At 44.1% G+C, this 14,647-nt stretch carries 12 protein-coding genes; 7 read left to right on the top strand and 5 right to left on the bottom strand.

Going from position 1 to position 14,647, the window contains the following annotated elements; all coding sequences use genetic code 11:
- Positions 1 to 14: 14 nt before the first annotated feature.
- The gene (locus PTE_RS05300) at positions 15 to 1,679 is read right to left on the bottom strand and encodes a ShlB/FhaC/HecB family hemolysin secretion/activation protein (RefSeq protein WP_036843880.1); all 1,665 of its coding nucleotides are present in this window, start codon (positions 1,677 to 1,679) and stop codon (positions 15 to 17) included.
- Between the two features lie 422 nt (positions 1,680 to 2,101).
- Complete coding sequence (locus PTE_RS05295; RefSeq protein ID WP_036843879.1) at positions 2,102 to 2,749, bottom strand: YtjB family periplasmic protein; 648 nt, start codon at positions 2,747 to 2,749, stop codon at positions 2,102 to 2,104.
- A gap of 116 nt (positions 2,750 to 2,865) precedes the next feature.
- Here PTE_RS05295 and serB point away from each other — a divergent pair, with 116 nt between their 5' ends.
- From serB to PTE_RS05275, 4 genes are all read left to right on the top strand, one after another.
- The gene (serB, locus tag PTE_RS05290; protein WP_036843877.1) at positions 2,866 to 3,843 is read left to right on the top strand and encodes a phosphoserine phosphatase; all 978 of its coding nucleotides are present in this window, start codon (positions 2,866 to 2,868) and stop codon (positions 3,841 to 3,843) included.
- Between the two features lie 24 nt (positions 3,844 to 3,867).
- Positions 3,868 to 5,250, top strand: a complete 1,383-nt coding sequence (radA, locus tag PTE_RS05285; RefSeq protein WP_036843875.1) for a DNA repair protein RadA — start codon at positions 3,868 to 3,870, stop codon at positions 5,248 to 5,250.
- Positions 5,251 to 5,262: 12 nt separating this feature from the next.
- Complete coding sequence (gene nadR / locus PTE_RS05280) at positions 5,263 to 6,510, top strand: multifunctional transcriptional regulator/nicotinamide-nucleotide adenylyltransferase/ribosylnicotinamide kinase NadR (RefSeq protein WP_036843874.1); 1,248 nt, start codon at positions 5,263 to 5,265, stop codon at positions 6,508 to 6,510.
- 635 nt (positions 6,511 to 7,145) lie between these two features.
- The gene (locus PTE_RS05275; RefSeq protein WP_241826102.1) at positions 7,146 to 7,925 is read left to right on the top strand and encodes an ABC transporter ATP-binding protein; all 780 of its coding nucleotides are present in this window, start codon (positions 7,146 to 7,148) and stop codon (positions 7,923 to 7,925) included.
- A gap of 38 nt (positions 7,926 to 7,963) precedes the next feature.
- Here the strand turns inward: PTE_RS05275 and ettA are convergent, their stop codons facing one another.
- Positions 7,964 to 9,631 carry an energy-dependent translational throttle protein EttA gene (gene ettA, locus PTE_RS05270; RefSeq protein ID WP_036843873.1) on the bottom strand — a complete coding sequence of 556 codons (1,668 nt, stop codon included), beginning with the start codon at positions 9,629 to 9,631 and terminating at the stop codon, positions 7,964 to 7,966.
- Positions 9,632 to 10,010: 379 nt separating this feature from the next.
- Between ettA and sltY the strand changes: the two genes are divergently transcribed.
- Both sltY and trpR read left to right on the top strand, forming a co-directional pair.
- A complete protein-coding gene (gene sltY, locus PTE_RS05265; RefSeq protein ID WP_036843872.1) occupies positions 10,011 to 11,927 on the top strand; it encodes a murein transglycosylase in 1,917 nt (638 codons plus the stop codon).
- 59 nt (positions 11,928 to 11,986) lie between these two features.
- On the top strand, positions 11,987 to 12,307 hold the full coding sequence (gene trpR / locus PTE_RS05260; RefSeq protein ID WP_036843871.1) for a trp operon repressor: 321 nt from the start codon (positions 11,987 to 11,989) through the stop codon (positions 12,305 to 12,307).
- Positions 12,308 to 12,342: 35 nt separating this feature from the next.
- Here trpR and yjjX read toward each other — a convergent pair whose 3' ends face one another.
- On the bottom strand, positions 12,343 to 12,873 hold the full coding sequence (yjjX, locus tag PTE_RS05255) for an inosine/xanthosine triphosphatase (RefSeq protein ID WP_036843869.1): 531 nt from the start codon (positions 12,871 to 12,873) through the stop codon (positions 12,343 to 12,345).
- 54 nt (positions 12,874 to 12,927) lie between these two features.
- Between yjjX and gpmB the strand changes: the two genes are divergently transcribed.
- The gene (gpmB, locus tag PTE_RS05250; protein ID WP_036843868.1) at positions 12,928 to 13,575 is read left to right on the top strand and encodes a 2,3-diphosphoglycerate-dependent phosphoglycerate mutase GpmB; all 648 of its coding nucleotides are present in this window, start codon (positions 12,928 to 12,930) and stop codon (positions 13,573 to 13,575) included.
- On the opposite strand, the gene robA is transcribed toward gpmB, so the two are convergent.
- Positions 13,572 to 14,447, bottom strand: a complete 876-nt coding sequence (gene robA, locus PTE_RS05245) for an MDR efflux pump AcrAB transcriptional activator RobA (protein ID WP_036843867.1) — start codon at positions 14,445 to 14,447, stop codon at positions 13,572 to 13,574. The two genes, gpmB and robA, sit on opposite strands and share 4 nt — an antisense overlap.
- Between the last annotated feature and the right edge of the window lie 200 nt (positions 14,448 to 14,647).

Below are 14,647 nucleotides of genomic sequence, written 5' to 3'. Positions count from 1 at the left end.
ATTGTTATTTTGAATTAGTACTGCCAGTACAAACTGAATCCGGTTGTGACGGGTGAGGTTTTAAAGCCATCCGGTTTGGATAGAGGGATACCGGCAAACAGGTCATAGCTCACGCCTTTCAGGCTGCCTCTCCAGCCCAGGACGCTACCAGCCAGGTGTTTTCCCAACTGTCGTTCTTTTCCAGGTCCGCCAATTTCGCCATAGTCCATTCCCATATATAGGGATTGACCATTCAGTGGTGTTTGCCATTCCAGTTCGTTACGGCTGTACCAGCCACGATCCCCGTTTAGCGTGCGTTCCCCGTCAAATCCGCGTACGGTCCAGCGATTGCCAATTGAAAATTGATCTTGTGGTGTCAATGGTCTGTTGCTTATTTGATGCATGTATTGGGTTTTGTAGGAAAATGACTGAGAAAATAAGGTAAATGGCGCGGAAAGCGCGGCCGTAAATTGCGTTGTTTTAGGTAGAGCGGTTGCCTCATCCCGGGCTTCTTCTGGGGCTGGTTGAGCACCAAACCAGCGCGTTCCCCGCAGGTAAGTCACTCCGGCATCCAGTGTTGCACTGCCGATGTAGTGACGATGAGATAGCCCTAGTTTCCAACCGGCGGTTTCCCGTCGCTGTATGTCTACTTCAATGTTATTAAAGAAATTTTTGGATGTGCGACGATAAATTTCTCCGTTAAGGGAGGTTTTCTGGCTGGCGTTACGATGCAAGACCCGACTTAACTGGAAGTTTAGGTTTTTGCTTTCACCACTGTATTTATCATCTTTATGTAGCCCGGCTACCGTTTGGTTATAATCATAATTACTGGCAGTAATGCCCACCATCCAATACCCCACAGGCAGTGAGTAGTGGATGGTGTAGTTTTTGTTGCCGCGACCGGAGGGGGAGTGAATATCGCGCCCACCGGAGAGATAAAATAGGTCACTCAATGCCAGTGGGTTGTGCAGATATAAAGTTAATCCGCCTTGGTAGCGCCCAGTGCTTTCAGAACCTGAATCATCCATATAAGTGGCTAACTGCCAATGCCGTGACTGGCGCCAGTCTAGTACAATATCGCTTTCCCCTGGTTGTTCACCCGGCACGATTTCCATATTGGCTTGAACGGTAGAAAAACGCTGTAAATTTTCTAATCCCTGCTCGATATCTCGTAAATCAAGCAGCTTTCCTTCTCGGGGGGGAAAGGTGGTTACCCGTTGGATATAACTTCCGCTTTCAGCGGTATAGCGGATGTGACGGATTTTGCCCGGTATTATCACCAATTTTAATGTTTTGGAATTAAGATTCTGATTGGGAGCCAAGACCCTACTGGTGACATAGCCATGATTGATTAGCCGGTTTTGTATCCGGGTCATCAACACATTAATCCCCTGAGTGCCCAGGCATTGATTTTCGCCTTGTTGGGCTAGGCGCATAAGGGGTAACCAGTGCGGGAAGTTTTCTGTTCCTGCCAGCACGACACGCGTAATCGGAAAACAGGGCGTATCGACCGGAAATTCAGAAGGTACAGTTTTTTCAGGTATAGACAGATGAATATCCGCTGGTGGCGGTGCTAATTGGGCCTCCAGGGCTTTCTGACGTTCCTGTTGATGAATAAGTTGTTGATCTGATATTTCGGTAGCTTTAGCACTGGTAGTCACAATAAGAAAGCTAGTGAAAACAATAACCTTTTTTTGCATTATTCTTCAGCATCCCGCACACGTCATGTGATTTTTGGGGTGCTATTAATCATTAATTTAAATTAACAATCAATATGTGAGAATTACTTAATTGATATGGAATAGATGTATGGGTTTATTTAAATTTTTATTAAAAACAATATGTTATATTTCATTGAAAAATAAGAGGGTAATGTGAAATATGATATCAATCAATGAATTATGTGAATAATATAGATATTTGTGACCTGATGTTATTTATTGGTAAGTATGTGATATGTGTCACTGGGAATATTATTATGTAATTTTGGGAATTATTGCTTTTGGTATTAGATAGTGAGGGGGTTTATTTTTCTTATCATAATATAGGATGCTTATTTTTTGGCATATTTACCAAAAAATAAGCTCTTACGGGTTGAGAGATGGCAGTCAGATATTTTAACTTATTCTTCTTCTTGCTGGTTTTTCTCGTTTGATTTGCTGTTGGCAGTCAACAAATAAGGCGACTGTTGCCAGCGGCTGGGTGTTAATTGCAACAGGTTATGCGCCAGAATAAAACCAATTGCTAGAGCCAGTAAGATCATGATCCTGAGCAGGTTGGTGGTGTTATCCACCTGTTTGGATTCCGTTGCCAGTTTGTGTGTGTCCAGCGTCAGGCGCAGAAAACCTTTTGGTTCTTCTTTTCCTGGAATGGGAACGACTATTTGGTGGTTAAAATAGCTGCCCGCTTTTTTACCATCCAAAGATAAGCGATCCCGTACCGATACATTTTCTCCGCTATGGGCAACTTGTGTCCCATTGTTAAGATAGACACTGGCGTCAAGTATGCGGCTGTTTTTGGTCAGGTAGTGCAAATTAGCCAGTATCTGTTCATTATTAAGATCTTTGCTGCCACTCTCCATATAATCGGATAAGCTGAATGCGACTTGTTTTGCCAGGGTTTTCGCCAATTCCTCAAATTGATCCATCTGGGCTTGTTGGTGAGAACGGCTAAAATAAGAAACGCCCTGCATTAGAAATACTAATAAAGTAATACAAATCAATATAATAGCTGTTTTATGCAGTCGAAATTTTAATTTAGCTTTGGTCATGGTTATTTCTTCCAGGCGTTGGTCAACTCAATGTTGCCAGATGCAATATAGGGAGGATAGTTTGAAATGCAATTTTTTGCTGCCAGAGTCATGTGGGATTACAGGAGTAGGGATTAATGTCTAATAACCTGGCTTATCGCTATTTGCCGGAAGAGGTCCATAAGTGGCCGGGATTACCACTTTCGTTAAGTGGGGAGGAAGTGATGCCATTGGATTACCGGGCGGGTGACAGTGGCTGGTTGATATACGGCCGTGGCCTGGATAAACAACGCATCAGTAATTTTCAGCACCGGCTTGGTGCTGCTATTGTCATCGTCTCTTCATGGCGTATTGATGATTATCAGGTGGTACGTATTGCCGGAAGTTTGACTTCGCGTATTAAGAGGCTGGCTGATGAGTGCCGGTTGGATGTGGTTCCTTTGGGGCAGATCCCTCGGTTGCGCTCACCCGGTTTGCTGGTGATGGATATGGATTCAACGGCAATTCAAATTGAATGTATTGATGAAATTGCCCGTTTGGCCGGCGTAGGTGACCAAGTAGCCGAAATTACCGAGCGGGCAATGCAAGGAGAACTGGATTTTTCTGATAGCCTGCGGGAGCGGGTTGCTCAACTTGCAGGGGCTGATGCTGATATTTTGCGGCAGGTTGTTCAAGATTTGCCGCTTATGCCGGGGCTGACCAGTTTGGTACGTAAGTTACAATCTTTTGATTGGCATGTGGCAATCGCATCGGGGGGGTTTACCTATTTTGCCGACCATTTGCGCCAGAATTTACGTTTAGTTGCTGCGGTAGCAAACCAGTTAGAAGTCAAAAACAGCAAGTTAACAGGTAAGGTTATCGGGCCAATTGTTGATGCTAAATATAAGGCTGCCACATTGATGAAGCTGGCGAAAAAATGGGATATCCCGTTGGAACAAACAATCGCTATTGGGGATGGTGCCAATGATCTGAAAATGATTCGCAAAGCGGGGCTGGGTGTTGCTTATCATGCTAAACCGAAAGTTTATGCACAGTCGAAAGTGACAATTCGTCATGCTGATCTAATGGGAGTACTGTGTGTGTTAAGTGGCGGTCTTAAACACGAAGAACGTTAATAAAGTCGTTTTAGGGAGTACAGAGTGGCGAAAGCAGCAAAACGGGCATTTGTCTGTAATGAGTGTGGGGCGGATTATCCGCGCTGGCAGGGGCAATGCAGTGCATGTCATGCCTGGAATACCATTACTGAGGTGCGTTTAGCCGCAGTATCTTCCTCTCGTAATGACAGATTCAGTGGTTATGCGGGAGATGCTGGTGTCAGCAGGGTTCAGAAATTATCAGAGATTAGTCTGGAAGAGCTTCCCCGTTTTTCCACTGGATTTAAAGAGTTCGATCGGGTTCTTGGTGGTGGTGTTGTACCCGGTAGCGCGATTCTGATTGGCGGGAACCCCGGCGCAGGGAAAAGTACCTTATTGTTGCAGACGATGTGTCAGTTGTCCGCACAGATGAAAACCTTATACGTCACCGGAGAGGAGTCATTACAGCAGGTTGCGATGCGTGCGCACCGGTTGGGGTTGCCGGTTGATAATCTGAATATGCTGTCAGAAACAAGTATTGAGCAGATTTGTCTGATTGCGGAGCAGGAGCAGCCAAAACTGATGGTGATTGACTCCATCCAGGTGATGCATATGGCGGATATTCAATCTTCTCCGGGGAGTGTCGCTCAGGTCAGGGAAACCGCTGCTTATCTTACCCGGTTTGCCAAAACCCGCGGTGTTGCCATTGTTATGGTAGGTCATGTCACCAAGGATGGCTCGCTGGCAGGCCCGAAAGTGTTGGAACACTGTATTGACTGTTCAGTAATGCTTGATGGTGAAGCGGATTCCCGCTTTCGTACTTTACGCAGTCATAAAAACCGTTTTGGTGCTGTCAATGAGCTTGGGGTGTTTGCCATGACAGAGCAGGGATTGCGCGAAGTCAGTAACCCATCAGCGATTTTCCTTAGCCGTGGCGATGAAATTACGGCGGGTAGTTCCGTCATGGTAGTGTGGGAGGGAACTCGTCCTCTGCTGGTGGAGATTCAAGCGCTGGTGGATCATTCGATGATGACTAATCCACGGCGGGTGGCTGTGGGTTTGGAGCAAAACCGGTTGGCTATTTTGTTGGCGGTTCTTCATCGTCACGGTGGCTTGCAAATGTCCGATCAGGATGTATTTGTCAATGTGGTTGGTGGGGTTAAGGTCGCGGAAACCAGCGCGGATCTCGCTTTACTTCTCTCTTTAGTCTCCAGTTTTCGCGACCGGCCCCTGCCGCGTGATTTGGTTGTCTTTGGTGAGGTGGGGCTGGCCGGTGAAATTCGTCCTGTACCCAGCGGGCAGGAAAGGATATCAGAAGCGGCTAAACATGGTTTCAAACGGGCGATAGTGCCTTATGCCAATATGCCGAAAAAAGAGCTGCCAGGGATGAAAGTTTTTGGTGTGAAAAAGTTGTCAGATGCGTTATCTGTTATGGAAGATCTTGATTAAACGGGAGGAGATATGGGTCAATTTGACTACCTTAAAGAAGCGATTAAACAAACGGGTTGTACGTTGCAACAAGTTGCTGATGCAAGCGGTATGACCAAAGGTTATCTCAGCCAGTTAATTAATGACAAAATTAAAAGTCCCAGCGCTCAAAAACTGGCATCTCTTCATAACTATTTGGGGGTGCAATATCCTGTGCAGAATAAAACGGTTGGGGTGATATTCGGTAAGTTCTATCCATTGCATACCGGGCATATCTATCTGATTCAACGGGCTTGTAGTCAGGTGGATGAGTTACATATCATCCTTTGCCATGATGAGCCCAGAGATAAGGCGTTGTTTATGAGCAGCTCCATGTCGCAGCAACCGACGGTCAGTGATCGTCTGCGCTGGTTACTTCAGACGTTTAAGTATCAGAAAAACATTCATATTCACTCTTTTGATGAACAGGGCATTGAGCCATATCCACATGGTTGGGATGTGTGGAGTAAAGGCATGAAAGCCTTTATGTCAAAAAAAGGGATTAATCCAAGTTATATTTATTCCAGTGAAGCTCAGGATGCTCCTCGTTATAAAGAGCAATTGGGAATTGAGACTATTCTTATCGATCCACAGCGCTCGTTTATGAAGATCAGTGGTCGGCATATTCGTCAGGATCCATTCCGTCATTGGGAATATATCCCTACGGAAGTAAAGCCTTTCTTTGTGCGTACTGTAGCGATTCTCGGTGGGGAATCCAGTGGTAAATCCACATTGGTTAATAAATTGGCAAATATTTTTAATACTACCAGTGCCTGGGAATATGGTCGTGATTATGTTTTTTCTCATTTGGGAGGCGATGAGATGGCGCTGCAATATTCGGACTATGACAAAATTGCGTTGGGGCAGGCTCAATATATTGATTTCGCAGTAAAATATGCGAATAAAGTCGCATTTGTCGATACTGATTTCGTGACTACTCAGGCATTCTGTAAGCGGTATGAAGGACGTGAGCACCCATTTGTTCAGGCATTAATTGATGAATACCGATTTGATTTGGTTATTTTATTGGAAAACAACACACCTTGGGTTTCTGATGGTTTGCGTAGCCTTGGCAGCGAGCAGGATCGTAAAGCGTTCCAGCAATTGTTGGAAAATATGCTGAAAGATAACAATATTGAATATATAAATGTGAATTCACCAGATTATGATCAGCGTTTTCTGCATTGTATAGAGCTAATTCAGCAACTTTTAGCTGTGAATCCTAAGCAACACGTTAGTTGAATCATTTATAATTAGATTCATATATAATATTTTATATGATAAATTAATAAATATATTCGATGTATATCTAACCACAATATGAATTGTGGTTGGATGTTTTTATTACTTATAAGTAATAAAATATATAATGGCTATTAACATTTTTGATACTTCTATTGATTATTTATTTCTTGAATAAAAACAAAATTAATAATTAAATACTTCCATGTTGATTTATAAATAAAAATTTTTATGTTTGTGATTTATTTTCGAATAAGATAAGGTTGGTTTTTTTATTAAAAATTTAGATTTTCTATATATCGTTGTTATATGGGAATTAAATATTAATTTTAACTTGTTGTTATGATATTAAGGTGTTTTTATATATAAAAAATTATTTTTCTGATGTTATTTTTGTATTTGAACTAACAAGATAATGGCCTATTGTTAATGAGTGGTTGATAGGAATGGGTTGATCTTGTTTAGTAAAATTTTAATTTTAGCATACAGATAGCCATTTGAAATAGTCACTGGTAGAAATATTGATATACTTTTAGTTGAAATATTTCTTATATGATTTCCCCTCGTTTGTGTAATCTTATAATGATGAATATCTGTATTTTTACGGATTGCTCTGGCTGCAAGTGTTACTGATAATGCCAGATTTCTTACACTATTATGCTGAGATAATGAATTTGAATCAAATTGCTACGATTGAAGCCATTGATATTTCATGTGGTTTTTCTAACAGTAAAGTTAACCAGAAAATGATTTCAGACATCACTCTTTCTATTTTTCCAGGTGAATTTACTTTAGTTACTGGGGATCTCCGTTCGGGAAAAAGTACTTTCCTGGCAACGATTTCTGGGTTATTGCGTCTTGATAGAGGAAAAATATTAATTGCTAACAAAGAATTGGGTAAACTGAATAACAGCGAATTAGATAGATTTCATTTGATGAATTGTGGTTTTATCTTTCAAAGAATTAATTTATCTAATGAACTTACGGTCCTGGATAATTTGCTATTATCTCTGTCCTGTGGAATCACAGCTTCTCATCGGGAAGCCATGATCAGGGCAACTAAGGCACTCAATATTGTTGGTCTGAAACACAAGAAAGATATATATCCCAATGAATTACATGATAATGAAAAACAACGGGTAGCAATAGCCAGAGCTATTGTGAAAAGCCCCTTGTATTTGTTTGCTGACGAGCCAACCAGTTATCTTGATAATTATGACTGTCAGGTAGCTATTGATATCTTAAGTTTTATTGCTCATAACCAAAGAGGAACGGTTATTGTGGCTTCACAGGATAATAGGCTTATTAGGCATGCAGATCGTATTATTACGTTGAAAGAAGGAAAAATTATTCATGATACTTATCTAACACATAGCATAATGAATAAAACTACGAGCTTATATGCAAATAATTGAGAGAAAAATGGCCTGTTATCAGGCCATTTTCAATATGATTATTTGCTGATTCTCTTATATTTAATGCGATGCGGTTCTAGCGCTTCGGCACCAAGAGTCCGCTTTTTATAGTCTTCGTATTCACTAAAGTTACCTTCAAAGAAAGTCACTTTACCCTCATCCTGATAATCAATGATGTGGGTTGCGATACGGTCAAGGAACCAACGATCATGGGAAATAACCATTGCACAACCTGGGAACTCCAATAGGGCGTTTTCCAGTGCACGCAGGGTTTCAATGTCCAGGTCGTTGGTTGGTTCGTCGAGTAGCAGCATGTTACCGCCAACTTGCAGCAGTTTAGCCAAATGTAGCCGGCCTCTTTCACCACCAGACAGTTCACCGACACGTTTACCCTGATCAACACCTTTGAAGTTGAAACGACCAACATAAGCCCGGCTTGGCAGCTCGAAGTTGCCGATACGCATGATATCCTGACCGCCGGAAATCTCTTCCCAGACGGTTTTCTTATCATCCATATTGTCACGGAACTGATCTACAGAGGCCAGTTTGACAGTCTCACCTAATGTGATAGTACCAGAATCGGGTTGTTCTTGGTTGGAAAGCATACGGAACAGGGTGGATTTACCTGCACCGTTAGGCCCGATAATCCCGACAATGGCCCCTTTTGGCAGAGAGAAGTTCAGATTGTCGATAAGCACCCGGTCGCCATAGGATTTGGTCAGATTTTCCACTTCCAGAACTTTGTCGCCCAGGCGTGGCCCAGGTGGGATAAATAGTTCGCTGGTTTCGTTGCGTTTCTGGTATTCAACGTTGTTTAATTCTTCAAATCGGGCCAGGCGTGCTTTACCTTTTGCCTGACGGCCTTTTGGATTTTGACGAACCCATTCCAGCTCTTTTTCAATAGACTTACGGCGGGCAGCTTCTGTTGATGCTTCCTGAGCCAGGCGAGCGTCTTTCTGCTCCAGCCATGAAGAGTAGTTACCTTCCCATGGAATACCTTCACCACGGTCAAGTTCCAAGATCCAGCCGGCAACGTTATCAAGGAAGTAACGGTCGTGCGTAATTGCAACAACAGTACCTTCGTAATCGTGCAGGAAGCGCTCCAGCCAGGCGACGGATTCGGCGTCAAGGTGGTTCGTCGGTTCATCCAGCAGCAGCATATCTGGTTTTTCCAGCAGTAAACGGCAGAGTGCTACACGGCGGCGTTCACCCCCGGATAAATGCTCAATTTTTGCATCCCACGGCGGCAGACGCAGCGCGTCAGCTGCACGCTCAAGCTGGTTATCTAGATTATGACCATCGTGGGACTGAATAATTGCTTCCAGCTCACCTTGCTCTTTCGCCAGTTTGTCAAAATCAGCATCAGGATCAGCATAGGCTGCGTAGACTTCATCCAGACGGGTCAGCGCGTGTTTCACTTCGCTAACTGCTTCCTCTACTGCTTCGCGGACAGTGTGCTCAAGGTTTAATTTTGGCTCCTGTGGTAGATAGCCAATTTTAATTCCCGGCTGTGGGCGGGCTTCGCCTTCAATATCTTTATCAATACCGGCCATAATCCGCAGTAAGGTTGATTTGCCCGCGCCGTTAAGGCCAAGAACACCAATTTTGGCTCCCGGAAAGAAACTCAGGGAGATATTTTTTAGAATATGACGCTTCGGGGGGACAATTTTGCCGACCCGATGCATGCTGTAAACATATTGAGCCACGTTGCTATAAGCCTCGCTATCTCTGATTGTTGTGATGATAATGCCTGTTTTGCGAAGTCAATCGCATGAACAGGGCGTGTTGGTATCTGATTATATCCAGTTAGGTTATTTATGTTCATCTGAACACGATTTATCACAGTTTACCCGATTTAAGTTAATAAACTCTATAACCCAATTGCCGGAATAGGATGACTCTGGGGAGAGTTTGTTAGGATGGATCAATTTATTGGATAAAAAACTTACCTGTTTAGTATATATGGTTAAATATTTCATCATGGAGTGAATTAATGTGGTAAGTGGCGGTGATTATATTATTATGATGTGTATACATTTGTAATATTAACCTATTCAATTTGATCTCCGGGAGGAGCGTGTGGTAATGGCTAAATGGCAACACTTTGCGGTGGCTATAGGGTTGGTTTTTGTGTCTGTCGCAGCAAACGCTGATTCTCTGGACGATCAGCGGCAGCGATATCAGCAAATTAAGCAAGCGTGGGATGCCAGTGATATGGCTGAGGTGGCGAGATTGATGCCAACATTGAAAGACTACCCGCTTTATCCTTATCTTAAATACCGGGAACTGACTCAGGATTTGGCGCTGGTGACACCAGAACAGATCCGTAGCTTTATTGATAGTTACCCTAATCTGCCACCAGCACGCTCTTTACCATCCCGTTTTATCAATGAACTTGCACATCGTGAAGATTGGCGTGGGTTGCTGGCATTTAGCCCTACAGCACCGAAATCGATTACAAGCCGTTGTAATTACTATTTTGCCAAATGGGCGACTGGTGAAGAGCCGGTTGCCTGGCAGGGAGCGAAAGACATTTGGTTGAATGGTCGCTCTTTACCTGCCAGTTGCGATAAATTATTTGATGTCTGGCAGCGAGCGGGCTACTTATCGGCGGAACTGATATTACAGCGTATTAGCCTCGCATTGAAAGCAGGGAACACTTCGCTGGTCAGTTACCTCGCTAAGCGATTGCCGCTGGGATACAAAAGTATCGGTGATGGCTTGATTAAGTTGCAGGATGATCCTGCGACTGTCTCTGTTTTTGCTGATAATACCGGGCCGACTGATTTTACCCGTGTCGCTACTTTAACGGCTTTCTCACTCCTTGCCCGTCAAGATCCGGATCAGGCAAGAGCAATTATTCCATCAATTGCCAGAGCGCAAAAGATGAATGACGGCGAGCGTCAGCGGTTAAAAGATATTGTTGCCTGGCAGTTAATGGGGGATGTAAACGATGAGCAGGAGAAGTGGCGCGATGATGTGATCCGCGATAGCCAATCTGTTTCACTGCTTGAGCGTCGTGTTCGTCTGGCGTTGGGTCATGCAGATGAGCCGGGTCTGGCTCAGTGGATCAAATTGCTACCGTCAGCGAACCAGAACAAAGAGGAATGGCGTTATTGGTGGGCTAATATTTTATTGACGCAGGGTAATAAAAGCGAAGGTGAGGCGATACTGCGTAAGTTGACAGAAGGTCGCGGTTTTTACCCAATGGTTGCTGCGCAAAGACTGAATATCCGTTATCCACTGACGATTAATACCGCAGAAAAGCCAGATGCGACGATGGCTTCGATGCCCGAAGTGCGAAGAGTAAGGGAACTGATATATTGGCAGATGGATAATCTTGCCCGCATAGAGTGGAGTTATTTGGTTGCCAGCCAGAATAAATCACAGCAGCAGCAGTTGGCACGTTATGCTTTTAACCAAAAATGGGCGGCTCTTAGTGTACAGGCGACAATAACCGGGAAAATGTGGGACCATCTTGAAGAGCGTTTTCCGTTGGCATGGCAGCAAGATTTCAGTCGTTTCACGTCAGATAAGGGGATTTCTCAAAGTTATGCAATGGCGATAGCCCGTCAGGAAAGCGCCTGGAATCCTCAAGCCAGTTCTCCAGTCGGTGCAATGGGTTTGATGCAGGTGATGCCGGGAACGGCGGCGGATACGGTTAAGCAAAATGGTATTCAGGGATATGTAAACAGTAGCCAGTTGATGAACCCGCTGACGAATATCGAAATTGGTACGGCTTATCTCGAATCGGTCTATCAGCGTTTTGGTCATAACCGAATACTCGCCAGTGCTGCTTATAATGCGGGTCCGGCCCGTGTGGATCGTTGGTTATCTGACAGTGGTGGGCGGTTGGATGCGATAGCTTTTATTGAAAGCATTCCGTTTTCCGAAACGCGCAGTTATGTCAAAAATGTTTTGGCTTATGATGTTTTCTACAGTAACTTTATGGGTAAGTCATCAAATGTGTTGGCTAACGCAGAATGGCAAAGGCGATACTGATTTATGGCAAACTATGCTATGCTGCTGTACTAGTTAAATAGTATGACAACTGATTAATTATGACTCCAAATCATCTGACAGACCCGGCGCTTTCGCCCCAAGATAATGAAGATTGGCAACGCTTCGTGACGTTACTCCAACAGGCTTTTGCGCAAGATCTGCAACATCCGGTTTTGCAGTTATTATTGACGCCTGATGAGCGGACAGCTCTGGCTACAAGAGTACGGATTATCAAAGAATTGATGAGTGGGCAAATGAGCCAACGTGAGCTGAAAAATGAACTTGGGGTTGGAATTGCGACTATCACTCGTGGTTCTAATAGCTTGAAGTTTGCTTCAAACGATGTGAAAGCGTGGTTAGAAGAACAATTGCTGAAATGACAGGCCGCCGACTGCGGCCTAGGTGAATGCCTGTTTTAACGAGTATTCAGTTCTTTATAAATTTCATGATGGACAGGCACTAAAGCGAGTATCAGGGCTTGATGGTACACACTGGTACGAGTCAGGATGCCATCAGTGAAAAAGCCAATAGCACCGCCTTTCTGTTTGATGTTATCAACACCTGTGAGGTAAGCCATTTCGTGGCCTAATTCACGACCTTCGCGGATACCATCAAGAATTTTCTCTGGCAGCATCAGGCTGGCAGAGCGGGATTCTCCGCGAATTTGCTGATATTCTATTACCATCCAGGCAAATGTCATATCATCTTCAATACCTGCTTCCACACCTACCCAAAAATCTGCTTCGGGGCGGACCTGCCTGGCTGCCATCACACGCTGGCGGGCGCCGGTACGGGTTTCTGTGTTACCTATGGGTTGTTGTGGGACACTGCTGTCTACATTGATATCTTCGATCCGGTAAGCACCTGGTCCAAAAACGTCATCAAATGCGAGACTGATGGCTTTAATTTTGGCGGGGTTGGTGGTTGCAGCAATAACGTGATACATAATAGATAAGTTATCCTTTGAACTAATATTTACGCAGTATAACGGAAAATGAAAATGTTACAGGTATATCTTGTTCGTCATGGGGAGTCTGAATGGAATGCGGCACGTCGTATCCAGGGACAATCTGACAGCCCTTTAACCGAAACAGGCAAATATCAGGCCAGATTAGTGGCGCAAAGAGTAAAGTCTGAAAATATTACCCATATTATTACTAGTGACCTCGGGCGTACACGCCGTACCGCGGAAATCATTGCTGAAGTTTGCGGTTGTGAAGTCGTTTTGGAGCCACGTTTGCGTGAATTGCACATGGGAGTGCTTGAGCGCAGAAATATTGACTCACTGACTTCAGAAGAAGAAAGGTGGCGTAAGAAAGTCCTTGATGGTACACCGGGCGGGCGCATCCCTGAAGGTGAATCTATGGAGGAACTCTCCGTGCGAATGAGGGCCGCGCTGGAGACTTGCCGTCATTTGCCTAGTGGTAGCCGGCCGTTACTGGTCAGTCATGGAATCGCTTTGGGATGTTTAGTTAGCACGATATTGGGATTACCCGCACATGCTGAACGTCGTCTTCGTTTGCGTAATTGCTCTCTGTCTAGAGTGGATTATCAGCACAGCCCGTGGCTAGCATCAGGCTGGATTGTGGAAACGGCAGGCGATATCACACATCTTGATATGCCCGCACTGGATGAATTACAGCGTTAGTGCTGGATAGGAATGAGATACTGAAATTCGATGATATGATTCGCTGCTTCCTTTTCCCGGTCATTGGTATTGGTGAGATAATAGCGTTCGATATCGTATCCTTTTCGGCGTGTCAGATTTAACATTGGCAAGCAAATACCATAGACGGTGAACAGGAAATCCTGTAAGCCATCTTTGGTGCCATAGTAACTGAATGAGACATATTCTCCAGCTGGCAATGTAACAGGTTGACTACCTGCCACATCAAACTGTGCATATTTGGGTTCTACTGCTGTCGTGTAGAATACCGTCTGCTCATCTTCTTTGTCTGGGTTGAGAATAGCGTGGTGAAGGCCATAAAGCACCGGCGGTAACACTTCTGCATTTTGCAGATAGTAGGTCCAGAAATTATGGCGCATTTCAGTACAAGAACTGGACCACTGTTCCAGCGTATAGGAACAGGTCTGTTCTATACCAACCAGAGGTTGTTCCTCCAGCGTGATATATGTTGCTTCGGGAATATGCCTCTTATCCAGCAATATGGGGGGGCAAATACCGGCTGCACACCATTCCTCACTGAGCCGGTAAAGTGCCGGAGTTTTATTGAATTGTTTTTTAAATGCACGAGTGAAAGTTTGTTGGGAGTCAAATCGGTATTGTAAAGCAATATCCAGAATAGGACGGCTGGTTAAACGCAAAGCAACGGCTGCCCGCGATAACCTTCTGGCACGGATATAGGAGCCAATAGCCTGGCCGGTAACATCTTTAAACATACGTTGCAGGTGCCATTTAGAATAACCTGCTTTGGCTGCAACATTGTTGAGTGATAACGGTTGATCCAGATGACTATCTAGCCAACGTAATAAATCACGAATGATGCTGGTTTGATCCATACATCTCCTTAGTCATTAAGACCAGAAAGAATAATATAAGAGCCTATACCATTAGGCTATTTTGTTTGCTATTTGAACAGTCTCGCAGGCTAAGTGAAACGAATCATTCACATATATTGTGTACGTTTTGGTCTCTGCGTGCTGCTCGTGTTCATAATTTATTGACAAGAGTAGCATTCAACAATAACTCTACTGGATAT

The sequence above is a fragment of the Photorhabdus khanii NC19 genome, assembly GCF_000517265.1.
Lineage (GTDB): Bacteria > Pseudomonadota > Gammaproteobacteria > Enterobacterales > Enterobacteriaceae > Photorhabdus > Photorhabdus khanii.
This window is presented reverse-complemented; position numbering and strand designations above follow the sequence as displayed.

Coding starts and splice junctions, on each gene's coding strand:
- PTE_RS05275 (WP_241826102.1), top strand. CDS start 7,146: ATGCCAGATTTCTTACACTATTATGCTGAGATAATGAATTTGAATCAA.
- trpR (WP_036843871.1), top strand. CDS start 11,987: ATGACTCCAAATCATCTGACAGACCCGGCGCTTTCGCCCCAAGATAAT.
- yjjX (WP_036843869.1), bottom strand. CDS start 12,873: ATGTATCACGTTATTGCTGCAACCACCAACCCCGCCAAAATTAAAGCC.
- gpmB (WP_036843868.1), top strand. CDS start 12,928: ATGTTACAGGTATATCTTGTTCGTCATGGGGAGTCTGAATGGAATGCG.
- nadR (WP_036843874.1), top strand. CDS start 5,263: ATGGGTCAATTTGACTACCTTAAAGAAGCGATTAAACAAACGGGTTGT.
- PTE_RS05295 (WP_036843879.1), bottom strand. CDS start 2,749: ATGACCAAAGCTAAATTAAAATTTCGACTGCATAAAACAGCTATTATA.
- serB (WP_036843877.1), top strand. CDS start 2,866: ATGTCTAATAACCTGGCTTATCGCTATTTGCCGGAAGAGGTCCATAAG.
- PTE_RS05300 (WP_036843880.1), bottom strand. CDS start 1,679: ATGCAAAAAAAGGTTATTGTTTTCACTAGCTTTCTTATTGTGACTACC.
- robA (WP_036843867.1), bottom strand. CDS start 14,447: ATGGATCAAACCAGCATCATTCGTGATTTATTACGTTGGCTAGATAGT.
- sltY (WP_036843872.1), top strand. CDS start 10,011: ATGGCTAAATGGCAACACTTTGCGGTGGCTATAGGGTTGGTTTTTGTG.